This window comes from Janthinobacterium sp. BJB446 (assembly GCF_002735655.1).
In the GTDB taxonomy this organism is placed as follows: Bacteria; Pseudomonadota; Gammaproteobacteria; order Burkholderiales; family Burkholderiaceae_D; genus Janthinobacterium; species Janthinobacterium lividum.
Map to the genome: position 1 here is coordinate 63,558 of NZ_PDZK01000004.1, position 19,224 is coordinate 82,781.

Sequence of the window (19,224 nt, forward strand, 5' to 3'; positions counted from 1 at the left end):
GATTCTTATCTTACGAGCTGATTGATTTCGATAATCGGCATCAGCACGGCCAGCACGATCAGCAGCACCACCACGCCCATCGCCAGGATCAGGGCCGGCTCCAGCAGGCCGGCAATCGTCAGGGTGCGGCGTTCCAGGTCCTGTTCCTGCGCGCTGGCGGCGCGTTCCAGCATGGCCGGCAGCTCGCCCGTGATTTCACCGGCGCGTATCATGTGGATCAGCATCGGCGGAAAATGCTTTTGCGCCGACAGCGCGCGCGCCAGGCTCACGCCCTCGCGCACGGCGCCGCTGGCTTCCTGCACCAGTTCCTGCATCGCCACGTTGGTGAGCGTGTCGCGGCTGGTGTCGAGCGCGCGCAGGATCGGCACGCCGGAACCCGTGGTGATGGCCAGGGTGCTGGCAAAGCGCGCCGTGTTCAGGCTGCGCTCGAATTTGCCGTACAGGGGCGCCGTCAGCAGCCAGGTATGCCAGCGCCGTTTCAGGGCCGGCTGCTGCAGGGCGCGGCGCCAGGCGAACCAGGCGCCGGCCAGGATCACGGCCACGACGAGGCCATAGTTGCGCACGAAGTCCGACAGCGCCAGCATGATCACGGTGAGCATGGGCAGCTTTTGCTTGGTATTGGCGAACACTGAAACGATCTGCGGCACCACATAGGTGAGCAGGAAGATCACGATGGAAAACGCCACCACCGTGACGATGGCCGGATACGTAAAGGCCAGCTTGACCTTCTGCACCAGCGCGTTGCGCCGCTCGATGTAGTCGGCCAGGCGCGACAGCACGCGCGACAGATGGCCGATCTGCTCGCCCGACGCCACCAGCGCCCGATAGATCTCCGCGAAATCGCGCGGATGGCGCGCCAGCACGTCGGAAAACGCAGCGCCGCCGATCACTTCGGAGCGGATCGAGGCGATCAGGTCGCGCAAATACGGCCGCTCGGCCTGTTCCAGCAGGGCGGAAAACGCCTGCTCCAGCGGCAGGCCCGCTTCCAGCAAACTGGCCAGCTGGCGCGTAAACAGGGCTAGCTCGGTGCTGGACAGGCGCTCGCCAAAGCCGCGCCGTTTGGTGACGCCGGCGGCATCGACCTGCGCGGCGATCGGTTCGACGGCCAGCGGCACCAGGCCTTGCACGCGCAGCTCGGCGCGCGCGGAACGGGGACTGTCGGCATTGAGCACGCCCTTGCGGGTGGCGCCCTGGGCGTCGACGGCTTCATAGCGGAATGCGGGCATGGTGGCGGGCCTAGTCTTTGGTCACGCGCAGCAATTCAGCCTGCGTGGTGGTGCCGTCGCGCAGCCAGCGTTCGCCGTCGTCGCGCATGCTCGTCATGCCATCCTGCAGGGCCACCGTGCGCACTTCCGCTTCCGACGCGCGGTTGTGGATCTGCGCGCGGATCTGCTCCGTCGTGCGCAGCAGCTCGTACACGCCCACGCGGCCCTGGTAGCCCGTCTGGCCGCAATGCTCGCAGCCGACGGCCTGCCAGTATTGCCCGTCGAAGGTCTTGCAGGAGCCGCACAATTTGCGCACCAGGCGCTGCGCCAGCACGCCGAGTAACGACGACGACAGCAGGAACGGTTCGATGCCCATGTCGAGCAAACGCGTGACGGCCGCCGAAGCGTCGTTCGTGTGCAGGGTCGCCAGCACCAGGTGGCCCGTCAAGGATGCCTGCACGGCGATCTGCGCCGTTTCCAGGTCGCGGATCTCGCCGATCATGATCACGTCCGGGTCCTGCCGCAGGATCGCCCGCAGCGCCTTGGCAAACGTCATGTCGATGCGCGGATTGACTTGCGTCTGGCCCACGCCGGCCAGGTCGTACTCGATCGGGTCTTCCACCGTCAGGATGTTCGTCGTGGTGGCGTTGAGCATCGACAGCGCCGCGTACAAGGTCGTCGTCTTGCCCGAGCCGGTGGGGCCCGTGACCAGCACGATGCCGTGCGGCTGCGTGATCAGGCCATCGAACTGCCCCAGCATGGGCGCGCTCATGCCCAGGTGCTGCAGGTCGAGGCGCCCCGCCTCCTTGTCCAGCAAACGCAGCACTGCCCGTTCGCCATGCCCGGTAGGCAGGGTCGAGACGCGCACGTCGACGGGCTTGCCGCCCACGCGCAGGGTGATGCGGCCATCCTGCGGCAAGCGCTTTTCCGCGATGTCGAGCTGCGCCATGATCTTGATGCGCGAGATCAGCGAACCGTGGATGGCCTTACGGGGGCGCACCACGTCGCGCAGGCTGCCGTCGATGCGGAAGCGCACGACGGAGGTCTGCTCGAACGGCTCGATGTGGATGTCGGACGCGCCTTCGCGCAGCGCTTGCGTGAGCAGCGCGTTGATCATGCGGATGACGGGCGCGTCGTCGGACGATTCGAGCAAATCCTCGATGGCCGGCACGTCCTGCAGCAGCTTGGTCAAATCCAGGTCGGCGTCGAATTCATCGGCCATCTGCGACGCATCGCCGCCGCCGCCCGCGTAGGCGCCGGCAATGGCCGCATCGAGTTCGGCGCGCGGCAGCACCGTCAACTGGATCTGGCCGAAACGGCGCGATACTTCGGCAATCGCCGCCGGCGCCGTCGATGCGGCCACCAGCACGTCGACGGGTGCGCCGTCGACGGCACCGGGCCGGGCCAGCAAGCCGAAATCGCGTGCGTAGGCGTAGGGAAGCAGATTACTCATGGCTGTCCCATCACTTCTGCGGCTGCGGCAGCTGTTGCGGCTGCTGCTGGTATTGCTGCAGCAGCGACTGCGGCGGCGTGGCCGCGTTGGCCGGCGCGCCTGGCGGCGGTGTCGGCGCTGGCGGCACGGGACGCGTCACCATGTTGCCGCCCACCGGCTGGCCATCCTGCAAGGCCGGCAGCACAGGCGTGCCCAGGTCTTTCAGCATCAAATTGCCTGACGCCGGCACGGCGGCCGTCTCGGCCGAACGCATGTAGTCGTAGCGGTCGGCCGCCAGGCTGCCGCTCTGCTCCTTGTTGCGCACGATGACAGGGCGCAGGAAGATCATCAGATTGGTTTTCTTGCGCTCGCGCGTCTGGTACTTGAACAGGTTGCCGATCAGGGGAATGTCGCCCAGGCCGCGCACTTTTTCCGCATTGTCGCCCGTGCTGTCCTCGATCAGGCCGCCGAGCACGATGATCTGGCCATCGTCGGCCAGCACATTGTTTTCGATCACGCGGTTGTTGATGGTGATGCCGCTGACGGCCGTCGATGTGGATTTGTCCACGCTCGACGTTTCGTGATAGATGCCCAGCTTGATGGTGCCGCCTTCGGAAATCTGCGGACGCACCTTCAGGGTCAGGCCCACTTCCTTGCGGTCGATGGTCTGGAACGGATTCGTGTTCGTGCCGGCCGTGCTCGTGTACTGGCCCGTCAGGATAGGCACGTTCTGGCCCACCTTGATGGTGGCCAGCTCGTTGTCCAGGGTGATCAGGTTCGGCGTCGACAGGATATTCGCGTTGCCGTCCGATTCCAGCGCATGCGCCACGGCGCCCAGGCCCAGCGCGCCGTTGATCTGCTTGAAGATGCCCAGGGTCAGTCCGCCCGTCGGCAGCACCTTGCCGCCGCCCAGCGCCAGCTTGGCGATATTGTTGTCGGTGCCGCCGGCGAACGACTGCAGCGCGCCCACGCGGTAGCTGCTGTTGCTGTCGCCGGAAAGCCCCAGCCACTGCACGCCGAATTCGGAGGCCTTGGCCGACGTCACTTCGACGATCAGCGCCTCGATGTAGACCTGGGCGCGGCGCACGTCGAGCTGGTCGATCACGGCGCGCAGGTTGCGGTAGACAGCCTCGTTGCAGGTCAGGATCAGGGTGTTGGTGGAAGCGTCGGCCTGGATGAAGCCGGCCGCGCCGCCCGACGACAGCTGCTGCGGCCCGTTGCTCAGCGAAGCGCCGCCCGAGGTGCCGCTTTGCGTATTGCCGCCCAGGCCAGTGCTGTTCATGCCGCTGCCCTGGTTATTCTGGTTATTCGTATTCAGGCTGTTGCTGGTCGGCTGCTGCGCCGAGGCGGCCGTGCCGTCCGACGTCACGACCGAGCGCAGGGTTTGCGCCAGCTTGGTGGCGTCCGCATTTTTGAGGTACACCACGTGCACATTGCCCAGCTGCGTGGTGGGCTGGTCCAGCTTCGAGATCAGCGACTTGGCCAGGTTGGCGCGCGCCGCCGACGGTGCGCGCAGCACCAGCGAATTGGTGCGCGGATCGGCCAGCACGGAGACCTTGCCCGCATCGGCCCCTGCAGCGCCGCCCGCATTCCCGCCTTCCATCAGTTTGTTCACCATCGAGGCCAGGTCGGACGCGATGGCATAGCGCACGGGGATCACGTCCAGGTCCGTCGAGGCGGGCACGTCGAGCGCGGCGATGATCTTCGCCAGGCGCTTGAGGTTATCCGCATAATCGGTGATCACCAGCGAGTTGTTGCCCGGGTTGGCGTTGATCGTGTTGTTCGGCGAAATCAAAGGGCGCAGCACGGCCAGCAGGTTGGCCGACGATTCGTAGTTCAGGTAAAACACCTGGGTGGCGATCTGGTCGCCCTTCACCTGGCTGGCGCCGTTGCCCACCTGGGTCGGCACGGATTGCAGCTTGGCGTCCGCTTCCGGCACCACTTTCGCATAGCCGTCGCCGGAGACCACCGCATAGCCTTGCAGGCGCAAGGCCGATGCCAGCAGGGCGAAGGCCTGCGTCTTGCTGATCGATTTTTCCGACACCAGCGTGATCGTGCCCTTGACGCGCGGGTCGATGACGAAATTGATGTTGGTGTAATGGCCCACCGCCTTGATCACGGACTCGATGTCGGCGCCGACAAAATTGAGCGCCGCTTCGTCGCCGGGCGCGGCCCAGACGGGCGCCGGCATGCCGGCCACGGAACAGCACAGCAAGGCGGCGGCCGACAGGCGGCGCAGCGAGAAGGTGGATTTATTTGGGCTCACGGATGGTTTTTTCATTGTCTGAACTCTAAGGCGATGATGTTTTTTTCGCTATTGCTACGGCGCTGTCCCAGCAAATTCAACAAACTCGCCAAGGTCTCTTCATATCCTGCTGCGGCCTGGGCCTGGCCGGAAAACTGCATGCGCCCCTGTTGCAGGCTGCCGCTGCCGTCGAGCAGCAGCGGTCCCCTGATGGAGCGCAAGGTCAATGCCGCCTGCTGCCCCTGCCAATCGAAATCAAGCTCATAACTGCCCAGCGGACGCAAGGACGACAGGCGCGACGCCATGTCCGTCATTTGCAAGGTCGTGCGGCCGACGGCGGAAAACTGCTGTTTTTCCAGTGCCAGCTGCAGGGTGCTCCACGACAGGCGCATGCTGCCCGTCGGCGCCACGGTATTCAAAGGTGCCCCCAGGCCGCCCAGGCCATCGGCCGGCAGCAGCAGGGCCGCCGGGCTGACCTGCCAGTGCGACCATGAACCGCGCAGGTTCACCGCCTGCGACAGCGCCTGCGCATTCTGCAATTCCACATCCACCGATCCCCACAGCACGGATGGCGAAATGCGCCAGCTGAAGCGCCCCGGCAGCAGCGGCGTCACGGCGCCATTCGCGCTGGCCGCCCCGCCGATAAAGGCCGAGCCGCGCCACAGGGTACCTTGCGCATCGCCCAAGGTCAAACGTCCGCCCGTCTGCTTTTCCACGATACTGGCCACCCAGCCGGCCGGGAAAAACACCAGCAGGGTGACGCAGACGCTGACGATGATGGCCAGCAGCCAGGCAAGCAAGCGCATCATCGCGCCGCGCCCGGGCTCTGGTGCAGGGTCAGGCTGGCATCGACCAGTCCCGCCTTGCCCTGCGCCGTGATCTTCGCTTCCTGCACCGCCACGCGGCCTTCGCGGCGCAAGCCGTCCAGCCACAGCATGACGCTGGCAAATGGCACGCCATTCAGCTGCACGCGCGCGTACTCTCCCGTCAGCGACAGCGATTGCGGCGACAGGCCGCGCGCTTTCAGCGAGGCGTCAATGCTGTCACGGCTCATGGGGGCCACCTGCACAGGCGCCTGGCGCGCCAGGTCGCCCGCCTCACGCGCCAGCGCCTGCAGCTGGGCCGCATTCTGGCGCAGCTCGGGCAAGCTCTTTTGCAAGGCGATGCGGCCCGTCCAGGCCGGCTCGAAGAATACGGCGTAGACGAGGGCCAGCCCCGCCACCACGCCGCCGATGCTCAAGAGCTTGCGCTCCTGCTGCGTGCGCTCGGCCCAGAAGGCCTGCACGGCCTGCTGCTGCCCCGCCCACGCGGCGCGCGCCTTGTTGACTGCTGCACTCATGCTTTTGCTCCCGTGGCCGGCGTGATCTTCCACACGCCCGGCGCCGTTTCATTCAAGGCCAGCTTGCGCGCGGCCAGGCCATCGCGCACCTGCGCCTGGGCGCTGGCGTCGACCATGTCCGGCTTCAGCCTGACGATCAGGCTGCGCTCGCGGTATTCCAGCGACGCCACCACGCCGCGTCCGGCCAGGCCGCCCAGCGCTTCGCCCAGCGCCGCGCTCATGCTGGTGAAGTCATCCATGCTGGCTTGCCCGCCCTGCAGGCGGGCAGCGGCGATATTGCGCCGCATCTGCTCCGCTTCCAGGCCATACACGGGCGCTTCGTTCGGATACGCGGCCTTGAAGGTTTGCTGCATCGAGGTGCGCACGGTGGCGGCCTCGCGCTTCAGCCGCATCCATTCGATATTCATGCCGGCCAGGTTGACGATCACGGCCAGCAGCGCCAGGCGCAGCGGCCAGCGCCAGCGGCGCCATTCGGTGGCCGATCCCGTCGCCGTGCCCAGGGCGGCGGCCAGGTCAAGTCCCGCATTTTTGGCGCCGGCGATCCAGTGCGCCCAATGGTCAAGCTCCACCGTCACGCCATCCATGCCGGCAGCGAGCTGCTGATACTGCGCCAGCTCGGCCTGCGCCACATAGACCGTCAGGGGCACGTCGCCGGCAAACGCGCGCGTCGTCAGCAGCGCCTGCTGCGGCTGGGCTGGCAAGACCAGGCCCAGGCCCTCCTGCGGCGCCTGGCGCAAGGCCAGTTCCAGGCCGTCGCCGCTTGCCTGCAGGGCGGCCGTCACGCTGCCCGGCTGCAAAGGCAGGCACAGCTGCGACGGCAGCAGCGCCACCTTGCGCGCGCCCTGCGCCAGCAAGGCCTTCACCAGTACCTCGGCCCAGGCGCGCTGCGCCACGGCCACCGTGCGCATGCCGGCAGCATCGGGCGCGCCGGCGGCCAGCAGGCAATCCTGGGTGTCGCCAAGGATGTGTTCTTCCACCAGGCCGGGCAAGGCCGCGCGCAAGCGGGCGCCGGCCAGCGGCGGCGTTTTCAGGCGCAGCAGGGTCACGTCGGCCCCGGCCAGCAGCAGCACCACCTGCTTCGCGCCGGCAATCAGCTGGCCCAGGCTGCCCAGCGGCGCGCTGCCTTGCTGCAGCAGGGCGCCGCCGTCGCCGGCCAGCACGAAGGAGCAGGCAGGCGCGCTGTCGGTGGACGCCTTGGCCGGGTGACGGATATACAATATTGTCAAAGTGACTCGCTTTCAGCTGTTAATTTTCCCGCAGCCAGACCAGGCTGGTGGTGCGCTGCGGATCCGTTTTTCGATTGATGAGCGCCACGGCATCCAGGGCGGCACGGTCCAGCCGCACGCGGATGACGGTGAGGAAATAGCGGCTCTTCACATCGAGTTCCACGCCTTCAATCAGTTCAGCATTAATATTATTCTGGAAATTTGCTTTATCGACAAACTTTTTGCGCGGATTGCTCAAGGTCAGGGCGCTGGCCTCGGACAGCGACATCATCGTCACGGCCGCCAACACCTCGGCCGGCGCCGTATTCACGTTGACTCCCGTGATCTCCGGCAAGATGATGACGACATCGCGCAGCTGCTCGACCATCTGCGGCGTATAGCCGGGCACGGCCAGCAAATCCTCGACCTGCGTGAAGGCCACCGGCTCGCTGCCGCCGCCTGTGGCAGGCGTGGCAACGGGCGTCTTGCCATCGGCGCCGCTGTCGGCAGTGCGTGGTTTCGGCCGCGCGCGCAGCACGGCGTCGGCCGTCGCTTGCGCCAGGCCGCTGTCGAGCTTCATGTTGGCCAACAGGCGCTGGTAGGCCAGCACCTGTTTCGGATTGATGCTGCCCGTGGCGTCGACCAGGTTGGTGATATTGAAGCGCGCCTGCGCATCGAGCGCGCGGCCCGAGACGGTGGCGTCGAATTTTTCCGTGTCGACCTTTTCACGGTCCACATAATCGTCGAGCCGCGCTTCCTCGATGGGCGTGGCCCACACGCCGTCGGCGGCCGTCAGCATGGGATTGTCCTGGCGCAGCCAGAAGCGGGCAAAGTCGACCATGCCGCGCATGGCCCACTGCGTCTGCAGGCGCAAACGCTGGTTTTCCATCGAACGCACCTGCACCTGTTGTTGCCAGAACAGGCTGGCGACGACGGTAATCGCCAGCGCCGTCAGCAGCAAGGCCGTGATGACGGCCACGCCGCGCTGGCGCGAAGGGCGCGTAAACGGCTTCATCCCGGCCCCAGTAAAAAGACTTTGGACAGGCCCGCGTCCTGGCCCGGCATCTGCAAGGTCACTTCCAGGCCCGGCACCTGCTTGGAGATGGTGGCGCCCGCCGTCAGCACGTTCCAGGCGCCATTGCTCCAGCCGCGCATGACCATGCTGTCGACACCCTGCATCAGGGCCACGTCGGCGCTGGAGGTATCCGTATCGTCGCGCGCGGCCTGCCACAAGGTGTCGAGTACGGCCAGGTCGCGCGTGCCGTTCGACTCGCGCCGCGTCAGCACGCCGCCGCGCAGGCGGTAAGTGACCACTTGCAACTGTTGCGGTTCCTGTTCCGATGCGGCCAGGCGCACGAGGGTCAGGCGGTCATTTTCCGCCGACAGGTTGATGCGGCCATTGAGCAAACTCGTGCTCAAGCCGGCGCCGGCCAGGTGGTCGCAATCGCTCTGCATCTGGGCAAACGCCAGCTGCATGCCGCGCGCCTGCTCCAGCTGGCTGGTCAGCACTTCGCGCGAGCGCATGATGCTGTCCAGGCCGCGCCAGCCCAGCACGGCGACCATGGCCAGGATGCCGATCGCCACGAGCAGCTCGATCAGGGTGAAACCGCCAGCAGGAACAGTGCGGCGCGCCATCAGTCGTTAAAGGAAAGTAACACCAGGCGCACGATGCGCCGGGCCGGATATTGCGCGTCATACACGTTGACGCGCACTTGCCGGATGCGGGGATTCGGCGTGGCCACCACTTCTTCTTCACAGATCAGTTTCAGGTCGCCCTGCGGGCAGTCGACCGTGCGCTTGCCCGTCTGCGGGAACGTCTTCGCCAGGCGCAAGCGCACCAGGTGGTTTTCCGCCGACCAGGTGGCCATCATGGCGCTGCGCAAGCCATCGCTGTTCTGCGTCAGGCTGCCGACGGCGCGCAGCGAGGCGCCCAGGGCCGTGCCGACAATGACGAGGGCGACCAGCACTTCCAGCAAAGTGAAGCCGCGCTGGCGGCCATGACGTGGGAGCCGCATCATTGCTCGACCGTGAAGTGGCCGATGCCGTCGGCGCGAATGGCCACGCTGCGTTCGCCGCTGGCCAGGGTCAGCACGAAAGGCTTGTCGACCGGTTCGCGGCCGAAGATGATGCGCAAAGGCTGGGCCACGCTGTTCGACGGCTGCACGCTGAGCAGCATGGGCGTATTGGCAAACGCCCGCTCGCGCAGCAAATCGTCCTGCGTCACGGGTTGCCACAGCTTTTCATTGAGGACCAGGAAACGGTATTGATTTTCGTCAGCCTCGAACGCCACCTGCCGGCTGCGCACGATGGCTTCATCGCGCGCCAATTGCAGCAGCAGCGCGATGCGCTCGGCTTCCTTCTGCAGCGCTTGCTGGCCATTCGGCATGGCGTTCAGCGACACCAGGCCCAGGGTGACGCCAATGATGACCATCACCACCAGCAGCTCGATCAGCGTGAAGCCGCTGGCGCGGGGCCGGGGCAGTGCACGGCCGGTGGTCATGGCAGGCATGCAATGGAAAACTTACAGTTCCCAGGAGCCGATATCGGCATCGTCGCCGCTACCGCCAGGCTGGCCGTCGGCGCCCAGCGAAATGATGTCGACTTCGCCTTTCACGCCCGGCGACAAGAACTGGTACGGGTTGCCCCATGGATCCTTCGGCATCTTTTCCAGGTAACCGCCCGCTTTCCAGCCATTCGCGGCCGGTCCCGTGGTCGGTTTTTCGATCAGCGCCTGCAAGCCCTGTTCGGTGGTCGGGTAGCGCTGGTTATCCAGGCGATACAGTTTCAAAGCTTGCATCACGGTGGCGATATCGACCTTCGCCGCCGCCACTTTCGACTCGCCCGTGCGGGCGATCAGCTTGGGCACCACCAGCGACGCGAGGATACCCATGATCACCACCACGACCATGATTTCGATCAAAGTGAAGCCGCGCGCGCGGCGCTGGCGTATCGAACGGTTTGCTGCGTTTTGCATAAGAAAGAGAGAAGAAGGTGAGTAATGAGTGCAGAGTATAAAGCGGAAATATGACAAAGCCTGTCATATAGGGAAAAATTTCTGCGGGGGCTGTCAGGCCGGCAAGACCACTTCGCCGCAAACGGCGCAGCCGGGGTCGCGCGCGACGCGCATGCTGCTCCATTCCATGTGCAAACCGTCGAGCAGCAGCAGCCGTCCGGCCAAGGACTCTCCCACGCCCATGATCAGTTTCAGCGCTTCGGCCGCCTGCATGGCGCCCACCACGCCCACCAGCGGCGCGAACACGCCCATGGTCGAGCATGCCTCGTCCGTGAACTGCTGCTCCTGCGGAAACAGGCAGGAATAACATGGCTGCGTGCCCGTGCGCGGGTCGAACACGCTCACTTGTCCGTCGAAACGGATCACGGCGCCCGACACCAGCGGTACCCTGGCCGCCACGCAGGCGCGGTTGACGGCGTGGCGCGTGGCGAAGTTGTCGGTGCAGTCGAGCACCACCGTACTGGATAAGACCAGTTCGGCCAGTCGCGCACCGTCGAGGCGCTCCTGCAAGGCGATGATGTCGATCTCGGGATTGATACCGGTCAAGGTTTCGCGCGCCGACAGCACTTTCGGCTGGCCCACGCGGGCCGTCGTGTGGGCGATCTGGCGCTGCAGATTGGTCAGGTCGACCGTGTCGTCATCGACGAGGGTCAGCTTGCCGACGCCGCTGGCCGCCAGGTACATGGCCGCTGGCGAGCCGAGCCCGCCCGCGCCGATCACCAGCACATGCGCATCGAGCAAGGCTTGCTGGCCTTCGATGCCGATTTCGTCTAACAGGATGTGGCGCGAGTAGCGCAGCAGCTGATGGTCGTTCATGGCGGCGACTACGGTTTCCGTACAGGAGTCTTCTTGTCATCGGCCTTGATGTCGGAAGCAATTTCCGGCTTGGCGCCGATCTTCTCCGCCTTCGGGTCCACCTTGGCCAGCTGCACCGGCAAGCCCTGGAAGTGGTTCAAGGCTTGCTGCAGCTGGAAATCGTCCTTGGCGCCGTACTCCAGCGGCTTGCGCTTTTTCGCCGTGGCGATCAGGCGCTGCTCTTCTTCCAGCTGATCCTGCATCCCTTCCATCGTCGGCTTGGCCGCTTCCGGCTTGCCATCGTTGCTGCTCAAGTGTTTTTCCAGGTCCGCCTCGCGGATGCGCAGGCTGTTCCAGCCATCGCCCTCGGCCGTTTCATCGACCAGCAAGTCGGGTACGATGCCGCGCGCCTGGATGGCCCGGCCTTTCGGCGTGTAATAGCGGGCCGTCGTCAGCTTGACGGCCGTGTCGGCCGTGATCTGGCGCAAGGTTTGCACGGAACCCTTGCCGAACGTTTGCGTGCCGATGACGGTGGCGCGCTGGTAATCCTGCAAGGCGCCGGCGACGATTTCCGACGCGGAAGCGGAACCGGCATTGACCAGCACCACCAGCGGCACGGTTTTCAGCGCGGCCGGCAGCTTGGCCAGCGGGTCGGCCTTGACGCCCGGTGCGGCATAGAATTCGCGGCGGCCATAAAACACCTGTTTCGACTCGGGCAACTGGCCCTTGGTGGAAACGATCACGGAATTGCCCGGAAGAAACGCTGTCGCCACGCCGATGGCGCCCGGCACGACGCCACCGGGATCGTTGCGCAAGTCCAGCACCAGGCCCTTGAGCTTGGGGTCTTGCGCATACAGCGCGTTGATCTTTTTGACCATGTCATCGACGGTCGGTTCCTGGAACTGGGCGATGCGCAGCCAGGCATAGCCGGGCGCGACCATCTTGGCCTTCACGCTTTGCACGCGGATTTCCTCGCGCACGATGGGGAACACCAGCGGCTTGCTTTCGCCCTTGCGCGACATCGTCAGCACCAGCTTGCTGCCGGGCTGGCCGCGCATCTTCTTGATGACTTCTTCCAGCTGCAAGCCTTTCAGCGGGATATTGTCGAGGCGGGTGATCAGGTCGCCCGCCAGGATGCCGGCCTTGGCGGCAGGGCTGTCCTCGATGGGCGAAACGACTTTCACGTAGCCGTCTTCCATGCTCACTTCGATGCCGATGCCGACAAACTTGCCCTGCACGCTTTCGCGCATTTCCTTGAAGGCATTCTTATCGAGATAGACAGAATGCGGGTCCAGCGACGACACCATGCCGGAAATGGCTTCCGTCAAGAGTTTCTTGTCTTCCACCTTCTCGACGTAATCGGTCTTGATCAGGCCAAAGACGTCGGACAGCTGGCGCAACTCGTCGAGCGGCAGCGGGGCATTCGTGATTTTCTGCGCCACGGCCGGGAACTGCAGCGACATGCCGATGCCGGCCAATACGCCCAGACCGATCAGGCCGATACTTTTGACTTTGATACCCATGTATTCTTCGCAATCTACAAATTCGCTGCCGCAGCAATGGTGGGAACTTAAAACTTCACCCAGGTGGCTGGATCGAAGGCGCGGCCCTGATGACGCAGTTCAAAGTATAGCCCTGATTCCTCGTTGCCGCCGCTGTTGCCCGCGCTGGCAATGGCGTCGCCGCCCTTGACGGCGTCGCCCACGCGTTTCAGCAGCGATTGGTTATTGCCATAAATACTCATGTACTGGCCGCCATGGTCGACGATGATCAAATTGCCGAAACCGCGCAGCCAGTCGGAAAACACGACACGGCCGCCGGCGATGGCGTGGATCTCGCTGCCTTCGCCCGTGCGGATGAACACGCCCTTCCAGCTGGGGCCGTCACCGCGCTTGCTGCCGAAACGGGCGGCGATCTTGCCCGCCACGGGGGCGCGCAGCTGCCCTTTCAGGCTGGCAAAGGCGCCGGCTGGCGCGGCCGGTCCCAGGCTTGGGCGTTCCGGCTCCGGTTCCGGCTTCGGTTCGGGTTTCGGCGTCACCTTCGCCACTTGCGGCGGTTCGTCGTCGTCGATCGGTTCCAGTTTCACGGGCGGTGGTGGCGGCGTTTGCGGCTTGATCTTGCCCGACTTGTTTTGTTGCTCTTTCGCAATTCGTTCGCGTTCAGCCTGCGCCTGGGCGGCCTTGGCGCGCGCGGCCAGCAAGCGTTCGCGTTTTTCCGCCGCGATCTTGGCGTCGGCGGCTGCCTTGGCGGCGGCCCGTTGCTCGGCCAGCAATTGCTGGCGTTTCTTTTCCGCTGCGGCAGCGGCGGCCTGCTCTTCGATCAGTTTTGCCAGCTTGTCGACCAGGTTGCCCATGCGCTGTTCGTCGCGCTCGACATTGCCCACTTCCTTGCGCTGCGCCACCAGGCGCTGAGACAAGCTCGTCAGCAAGGCGGCGCGGCGCGCCTTCTCCTGCACCAGCAGGGCTTTCTGGTCGCGCTCTTCCTGCGCGATTTCTTCCAGTTCATCCTTGGCGTTCTGCACATCCGCCTGGTTTTTCTCCACGGCCAGCAAGTTAGCACGCAAGGCTTCCAGCAGGCGCGCCTGCGCCTGCGACACGTACGCCATCAATTGCAAGTCGCGGTTGATGCGGTTGGGGTTGTCGCCCGACAAGAGCAGCTTGATGCGGTCTTCGTTGCCGGCGACATATTGTTCACGCAGCAACTTGGACAGCTGCGTCTTTTGTTTTTCGACGGTGGCCGTCAATTGCTGGTGCTCTTGCCCCAGCGCATTGAGTTTCACGCCCGTCTCGCTTTGCTCCTGCGCCAGGTCGCGCAAGGCGCGGTTGGCGTTGGAAATGGCTTCTTCCGACTCGGCCAGGGTATCGGCCGCGTCATCCTTGGCGCTTTCCGTGCGGCTGATGTCGCGCTTGAGCGCCGTCAGCTTTTGTTGCAATCCAGCACGTTGTGCTTCCGCGGCCGCCTTCTGCTTGCTGCGTTCGGTGGGCTTGGCGCCCTGCGCGGCACCGCTGGAAAGCAGCAGCGCCAGGCACAGCATGGCACCGGCGCGCCACGCCGGCAGGGGTCGTTCAGCAGAGGGGGCGATGGCTGTGCCGCGGAAGAAAGACAACAAAATTACTTGGCCTTCCCTTGGTTCGCCACGGCCGCTTGCGCTGCCGCAATCGCTGCCGGGTCGCCCAGGTAGTAATGACGGATCGGTTTCAGGTCGGCGTCCAGTTCATACACGAGCGGCTGGCCGTTCGGGATGTTCAGGCCGACGATGTCGCTGTCGCTGATGCCATCGAGCATCTTGATCAGCGCGCGCAGGCTGTTGCCATGGGCCGAAATGATGATTTTCTTGCCGGCGCGGATGGCCGAAGCGATTTCTTCATCCCAGGCCGGCATCACGCGCGCCACGGTGTCTTTCAGGCATTCGGTCAGCGGAATCGACGCTTTCGGCAAGCCCGCGTAGCGCGGATCGTTGAACGAGGCGCGGTCGTCGTTCGCTTCCAACGGCGGCGGCGGGGTGTCGTAGCTGCGGCGCCACACCAATACTTGCTCGTCGCCATACTTGGCAGCCGTCTCGCCCTTGTCCAGGCCTTGCAAGGCACCGTAGTGGCGCTCGTTCAAGCGCCAGTCGTTCTTGATCGGCAAATACATCATGTCCATCTCGTCGAGCGCCAGCCACAGGGTGCGGATGGCGCGCTTCAGGACGGAAGTGTAGGCCACGTCGAACGTAAAACCTTCCTGCTTGAGGATCTGGCCGGCGGCCTTGGCTTCGTTGACGCCCTTTTCCGTCAGATCGACGTCGGTCCAGCCGGTGAAGCGGTTATCGAGGTTCCAGGTGGACTCGCCGTGACGCATGAAAACGATTTTGTACATAGTTCTATCTTCTCAAGGGGTTCAAATCAAAAAAGCAAAACGTAAAAAGACCTCGTCCAGCTTCTATTTTATAATGCGCGGATTGACTTAAACCATTGGACCCTACGTGAAATTCATTATCGACCACATTTTTCTGTTTGCCATCGTCATTATTTCCGGCGGCGCCCTCCTCTGGCCACTGCTGTCGATGCGCGGCAAGCGCGCGACCGTGCTGGAAGTCACGCAACTGATCAACCGCGGCAAAACCATCATCGTCGACGTGCGCAGCGCGGAAGAATTCGCCACGGGCCACTTGCCTGAGGCAAAAAATATTCCGCTGCCGGAACTGGCAAAACGCATGGGCGAGCTGGAAAAATTCAAAACGCGCCCCATTGTAGTGGTTTGCCAGAAAGGTTCGCGTTCGGCAACCGCCGTCGGCCTGCTGGGCAAAGCCGGTTTCGCTGAGGCAACGAGCCTGGAAGGCGGCCTCGACGAATGGAAAAAGCAGGGTTTGCCATTGAAAACCTTGTCGCTGGCGAAATAAACCAGCCTTAACTGAAGGAATCATCATGACCGTACCTGTTATTGTTTACAGCACCGCCGTGTGCCCGTATTGCGTGCGCGCCGAGCGCCTGTTGGAAGCCAAGGGCGTCGCCGTGCAAAAGATCCGCGTCGACCTCGACCCGGAAGAGCGCATCAAGATGATGGAACGCACGGGCCGCCGCACGGTGCCGCAGATCTATGTGGGCGATACCCACGTGGGCGGATTCGACGATTTGTATGCGCTCGATCAAGCCGGCAAGCTGGACCCCTTGTTAAATGGCACGGCAGCCTGATATAAAGCGGGTTCGAGAAATTGCTTGGTTTTTTGTCGTATTGTTTTGATACAATTGCCCTCGCACCTGATCTGGCCGCGCCTACCCGGCGCGGTTTGAATACCGCAAGCACCATATTTGAACGGTGTGCCGTTCTTGTCCTTTACAACGAAAGCGTTCCATGTCTGACGAAAATCTGCAACCAGTCTTCCAAATCCAACGCGTCTACCTGAAAGACATGTCGCTGGAACAACCAAATTCCCCAGCTATTTTCCTGGAACAAGAAGCACCAGCGATCGAAGTAGCTCTGGACGTGGGCGCTGCGCCTCTGGCCGACGGCATCTTCGAAGCCACCGTGACCATCACCGTGACCGCCAAAGTCGGCGAAAAAGTCGCTTTCCTGGTTGAAGGCAAGCAAGCCGGTATCTTCGAAGCACGCAACATTCCTGCTGATCAACTCGATCCGCTGCTGGGAATCGGCTGCCCGAACATCATCTACCCTTACCTGCGCGCCAACATCGCCGACGTGATCACCCGTGCCGGCTTCCCGCCAGTGCACCTGGCCGAGATCAACTTCGAAGTGTTCTACCAACAACGTCTGCAAGCTATTGCTGACGCCGCTGCCGCAGCTCCAGCAGCCAGCGAAACGCACTAAGCTCTTGCAAGACCCCGCCGGCCGTCAAGGCTGGCCTGACACGGCGGCCTGGCCGCCGTGTTTCGTTAAGGTTCAAAAATATCATGTTGAAAAGTGCGCTCTTGAGCAAGTTCCGCTGGGTGGCCGGCGCCGTACTGCTGCTGGCGACCGCCGCCAGCCATGCCGTCGATTTCAAAACGGTGGGCGCGGCTCCCGTGATCCTGTACGACGCGCCATCCTCCAAGGGCGGCAAGCTGTACGTGGCGCCACGCGGCATGCCGCTGGAAGTCGTGCTCAGCTATGGCGAATGGGTCAAGGTGCGCGACGCCAGCGGCGAAATGGCCTGGACGGAAGCCAAGGGCCTGTCGGCCAAGCGCAACCTCGTGGCACGCGCCGCGAACCTCAAGGTTCGCGCCAGCCCCGACGACACCGCCTCCGCCATCATCCTCGTCGACAAGGGCGTGCTGCTGGAAATGAGCGAGCAACCGACCTCCGGCTGGGTCAAGGTGCGCCACAAGGATGGCCAGAGCGGCTACGTCAAGACCAGCGAAGTGTGGGGCATGTAAGCACCGCACCCGTTCCCCCTGCCCCATTGAGGTTGCATGCAAGTTTCTCCTGAAGTCACTCCCGATATCATTCCCACCGCCCGCAAGATCACCATCCTGGGCGCTGGCGCCTGGGGCACGGCCGTGGCGATGGCCCTGGCCGGCCGCCACGACGTGCTGCTGTGGGGCCGCAATGGCGAAGCCATGGCCGCCATGGCCGCCAGCGGTGAAAACAGCTATTTGCCCGGCTTCCCCTTGCCGCCGCAACTGCGCATCGGCGCCGATTTCGACGCCGCCGTCGCGCATGCCGGTGGCGAACACGGCATCCTGATCGCCGCCTGCCCCGTGGCAGGCTTGCGGCCCATGCTGCATCAATTGAAAGACAAGGCCATCGGCAACCTGGTGTGGCTCTGCAAAGGGTTTGAAGGCGGCACGGGCTTGCTGCCGCACCAGATCGTGCAGGAAGTGCTGGGCGACAATATTCCCGGCGGCGCCCTGTCCGGCCCTTCGTTCGCGCAGGAAGTGGCGCGCGGCTTGCCGTGCGCGCTGACCATCGCCTCGCACAGCGCCGCCTTGCGCGGCGCCGTCGTCTCGGCCTTGCATGGCGGCACCATCCGCGTGTATGCGAGCGAAGACCTGGTGGGCGTGGAAGTGGGCGGCGCCGTCAAGAATGTGCTGGCCATTGCCACGGGCGTGGCCGACGGCCTGGGCCTGGGCTTGAATGCGCGCGCCGCGCTGATCACGCGCGGTCTGGCGGAAATCACGCGCCTGGGCACGGCCCTGGGCGGCCAGACGGAAACGTTCATGGGCTTGACGGGCATGGGCGACTTGATTCTGACGTGCACGGGCGACCTGTCGCGCAACCGCCGCGTCGGCCTGGGCCTGGCGCAAGGCAAGGCGCTGGCCACCATCGTGGCCGAACTCGGTCATGTGGCAGAAGGCGTGCCCTGCGCCAAGGCCGTGCGCGAACTGGCGCGCCGCATGGGCGTCGACATGCCGATCACCAACGCGGTGGCCGGCGTGCTGTTCGACGGCGATCTGCCGCACGTGATGGTGCAGCAACTGCTGTCGCGCGATCCGCGCGCCGAGGCGGCCTGACAGGACTAGCGCCCCGCCTTGTGCATGAGTATAGTCAGCAACAATAAACTGTCTTCGCGCGCTTCCAGGGCGTGCGCCTGGCCGCCGAGCAGGTACAGCATCTGCCCCGGCCCCAGCAGCTGCACGCCGCCATGCGCCGTCACCGCCACCTGCCCCTGCAGGCACAGCAGGGTGATTTCACCGAGCACATGATGCTCGGGCATGGTCTTGCCCTTGGGCATGCACATGCGGATCAATTCCAGTTCGTCCGTCTTGGCCAGCGCAATGGCGGAAAACTGCGACAGGTCGTCGCCGTCCCTGCGCAGCACCTCGATCACCTGTCCTGAACTTGCGTGCTCCAGTGCCATCATGTGCTCCTTCCGCAATTACTCGGTGACTTCCTCCGGCTCTTTCGCGCCGCGCATCCACTCGACCAGCGGCCACGCATCCTTCAAGCCTTCCGCCAGGGTCGGCAGCAGTTTCTCGGGCGCGTTGACGGGCAGCGGCACTTCGGTCCAGACAAAAAAGCTTTTCAGCTTGATGAATTCGATATGTTCGGCATCCGCCTCGAAACCCTTGGGCGGGCGCTGCAATTTGCCCTCGTTCTGGATGGTGCCGAAGCGGGCCTTCAAGCGCTTATTCTTCAGCACTTTGGAGAAACCTGGCGCGTCGTTGACCATGTGATCGCGCAGCGCCTTCAGGCGGCCCGGTGGCGGCATGTATTCGCCGGCGCCGAACAGCAGGTTGCCCTGGCCATCGATCTGCAGATAATACGTGGGGCCGCCCGCCTTGCTGGGACGGCGCATGTCGTTCGGCGCGATGGCGGCCGAAAAACGCGTTTTATACGGGCTCTTGTCGTGCGCGAAACGCACGTCGCGGTTGATGCGGAACATCGCCTTCTTCGGATTGCAGTACTTCACGGCCGGGTCGAACTTGCCCAGCTCACCGATCAGGCTGGTGACCAGGGCGAGGAATTCCTCGCGCAGGATATCGTAGCGGGGCTTGTTCATGACAAACCAGGGACGGTTATTGTTGTCGCTCAGTTCACGTAAAAATTGGGTCAAATCACGCACATGCATGTG

Annotated in this window: 22 protein-coding genes; 5 read left to right on the plus strand and 17 right to left on the minus strand. The window is 64.2% G+C overall.

The genetic code is table 11. The features are described 5' to 3' along the window. Positions 1 to 5: 5 nt before the first annotated feature. From gspF to gpmA, 15 genes are all read right to left on the minus strand, one after another. On the minus strand, positions 6 to 1,226 hold the full coding sequence (gspF, locus tag CSQ92_RS22335; protein ID WP_034783560.1) for a type II secretion system inner membrane protein GspF: 1,221 nt from the start codon (positions 1,224 to 1,226) through the stop codon (positions 6 to 8). A 10-nt stretch (positions 1,227 to 1,236) separates the two neighbouring features. Continuing rightward, entirely contained in the window at positions 1,237 to 2,658 is a 1,422-nt protein-coding gene (gene gspE, locus CSQ92_RS22340) for a type II secretion system ATPase GspE (RefSeq protein ID WP_034783561.1), read from the minus strand. A 10-nt stretch (positions 2,659 to 2,668) separates the two neighbouring features. After that, the gene (gene gspD / locus CSQ92_RS22345) at positions 2,669 to 4,918 is read right to left on the minus strand and encodes a type II secretion system secretin GspD (RefSeq protein ID WP_070258553.1); all 2,250 of its coding nucleotides are present in this window, start codon (positions 4,916 to 4,918) and stop codon (positions 2,669 to 2,671) included. Further along, positions 4,915 to 5,691, minus strand: a complete 777-nt coding sequence (locus CSQ92_RS22350) for a type II secretion system protein N (protein WP_034783563.1) — start codon at positions 5,689 to 5,691, stop codon at positions 4,915 to 4,917. Before CSQ92_RS22350 ends, gspD begins: the two co-directional genes overlap by 4 nt. Further along, positions 5,688 to 6,221: a type II secretion system protein GspM gene (gene gspM, locus CSQ92_RS22355; protein ID WP_099395435.1), complete on the minus strand. Its 534-nt coding sequence runs from the start codon at positions 6,219 to 6,221 to the stop codon at positions 5,688 to 5,690. The genes CSQ92_RS22350 and gspM overlap by 4 nt, the downstream gene beginning before the upstream one ends. Continuing rightward, entirely contained in the window at positions 6,218 to 7,447 is a 1,230-nt protein-coding gene (gspL, locus tag CSQ92_RS22360) for a type II secretion system protein GspL (protein ID WP_257219321.1), read from the minus strand. The genes gspM and gspL overlap by 4 nt, the downstream gene beginning before the upstream one ends. A 19-nt stretch (positions 7,448 to 7,466) precedes the next feature. Next, a complete protein-coding gene (gene gspK, locus CSQ92_RS22365; RefSeq protein ID WP_099395437.1) occupies positions 7,467 to 8,441 on the minus strand; it encodes a type II secretion system minor pseudopilin GspK in 975 nt (324 codons plus the stop codon). Next, positions 8,438 to 9,061: a PulJ/GspJ family protein gene (locus tag CSQ92_RS22370; protein ID WP_034783569.1), complete on the minus strand. Its 624-nt coding sequence runs from the start codon at positions 9,059 to 9,061 to the stop codon at positions 8,438 to 8,440. Before CSQ92_RS22370 ends, gspK begins: the two co-directional genes overlap by 4 nt. Next, entirely contained in the window at positions 9,061 to 9,444 is a 384-nt protein-coding gene (gspI, locus tag CSQ92_RS22375; RefSeq protein ID WP_034783570.1) for a type II secretion system minor pseudopilin GspI, read from the minus strand. The genes CSQ92_RS22370 and gspI overlap by 1 nt, the downstream gene beginning before the upstream one ends. After that, complete coding sequence (locus CSQ92_RS22380) at positions 9,441 to 9,935, minus strand: GspH/FimT family pseudopilin (RefSeq protein ID WP_046681998.1); 495 nt, start codon at positions 9,933 to 9,935, stop codon at positions 9,441 to 9,443. The genes gspI and CSQ92_RS22380 overlap by 4 nt, the downstream gene beginning before the upstream one ends. 12 nt (positions 9,936 to 9,947) lie before the next feature. Further along, on the minus strand, positions 9,948 to 10,400 hold the full coding sequence (gene gspG, locus CSQ92_RS22385; RefSeq protein WP_034783572.1) for a type II secretion system major pseudopilin GspG: 453 nt from the start codon (positions 10,398 to 10,400) through the stop codon (positions 9,948 to 9,950). Between the two features lie 93 nt (positions 10,401 to 10,493). After that, positions 10,494 to 11,255, minus strand: coding sequence for a HesA/MoeB/ThiF family protein (locus tag CSQ92_RS22390; protein WP_034783573.1), 762 nt, complete (start codon positions 11,253 to 11,255; stop codon positions 10,494 to 10,496). A gap of 8 nt (positions 11,256 to 11,263) precedes the next feature. Beyond that, on the minus strand, positions 11,264 to 12,757 hold the full coding sequence (locus CSQ92_RS22395; protein ID WP_099395438.1) for a S41 family peptidase: 1,494 nt from the start codon (positions 12,755 to 12,757) through the stop codon (positions 11,264 to 11,266). Positions 12,758 to 12,804: 47 nt separating this feature from the next. Next, a complete protein-coding gene (locus CSQ92_RS22400) occupies positions 12,805 to 14,268 on the minus strand; it encodes a murein hydrolase activator EnvC family protein (protein WP_034783576.1) in 1,464 nt (487 codons plus the stop codon). Positions 14,269 to 14,345: 77 nt separating this feature from the next. Beyond that, positions 14,346 to 15,092, minus strand: coding sequence for a 2,3-diphosphoglycerate-dependent phosphoglycerate mutase (gene gpmA / locus CSQ92_RS22405; protein ID WP_099395439.1), 747 nt, complete (start codon positions 15,090 to 15,092; stop codon positions 14,346 to 14,348). 106 nt (positions 15,093 to 15,198) lie between these two features. Here gpmA and CSQ92_RS22410 point away from each other — a divergent pair, with 106 nt between their 5' ends. The 5 genes from CSQ92_RS22410 (at position 15,199) to CSQ92_RS22430 (ending at position 18,163) form a co-directional block, all read left to right on the plus strand. Next, complete coding sequence (locus CSQ92_RS22410; protein WP_092609308.1) at positions 15,199 to 15,615, plus strand: rhodanese-like domain-containing protein; 417 nt, start codon at positions 15,199 to 15,201, stop codon at positions 15,613 to 15,615. Between the two features lie 25 nt (positions 15,616 to 15,640). Further along, entirely contained in the window at positions 15,641 to 15,907 is a 267-nt protein-coding gene (gene grxC / locus CSQ92_RS22415; protein WP_070220900.1) for a glutaredoxin 3, read from the plus strand. A gap of 160 nt (positions 15,908 to 16,067) precedes the next feature. Continuing rightward, a complete protein-coding gene (gene secB / locus CSQ92_RS22420; protein ID WP_034783580.1) occupies positions 16,068 to 16,541 on the plus strand; it encodes a protein-export chaperone SecB in 474 nt (157 codons plus the stop codon). An 83-nt stretch (positions 16,542 to 16,624) separates the two neighbouring features. Continuing rightward, positions 16,625 to 17,086 (plus strand): SH3 domain-containing protein, encoded by a 462-nt coding sequence (locus tag CSQ92_RS22425; protein ID WP_099395440.1) that lies wholly within the window; start codon positions 16,625 to 16,627, stop codon positions 17,084 to 17,086. Between the two features lie 36 nt (positions 17,087 to 17,122). Then, positions 17,123 to 18,163, plus strand: a complete 1,041-nt coding sequence (locus tag CSQ92_RS22430) for an NAD(P)H-dependent glycerol-3-phosphate dehydrogenase (RefSeq protein WP_034783586.1) — start codon at positions 17,123 to 17,125, stop codon at positions 18,161 to 18,163. Between the two features lie 5 nt (positions 18,164 to 18,168). Here the strand turns inward: CSQ92_RS22430 and CSQ92_RS22435 are convergent, their stop codons facing one another. Beyond that, positions 18,169 to 18,513 (minus strand): hypothetical protein, encoded by a 345-nt coding sequence (locus tag CSQ92_RS22435; RefSeq protein WP_225317152.1) that lies wholly within the window; start codon positions 18,511 to 18,513, stop codon positions 18,169 to 18,171. 15 nt (positions 18,514 to 18,528) lie between these two features. After that, positions 18,529 to 19,221 (minus strand): DUF2461 domain-containing protein, encoded by a 693-nt coding sequence (locus CSQ92_RS22440; RefSeq protein WP_099389802.1) that lies wholly within the window; start codon positions 19,219 to 19,221, stop codon positions 18,529 to 18,531. Between the last annotated feature and the right edge of the window lie 3 nt (positions 19,222 to 19,224).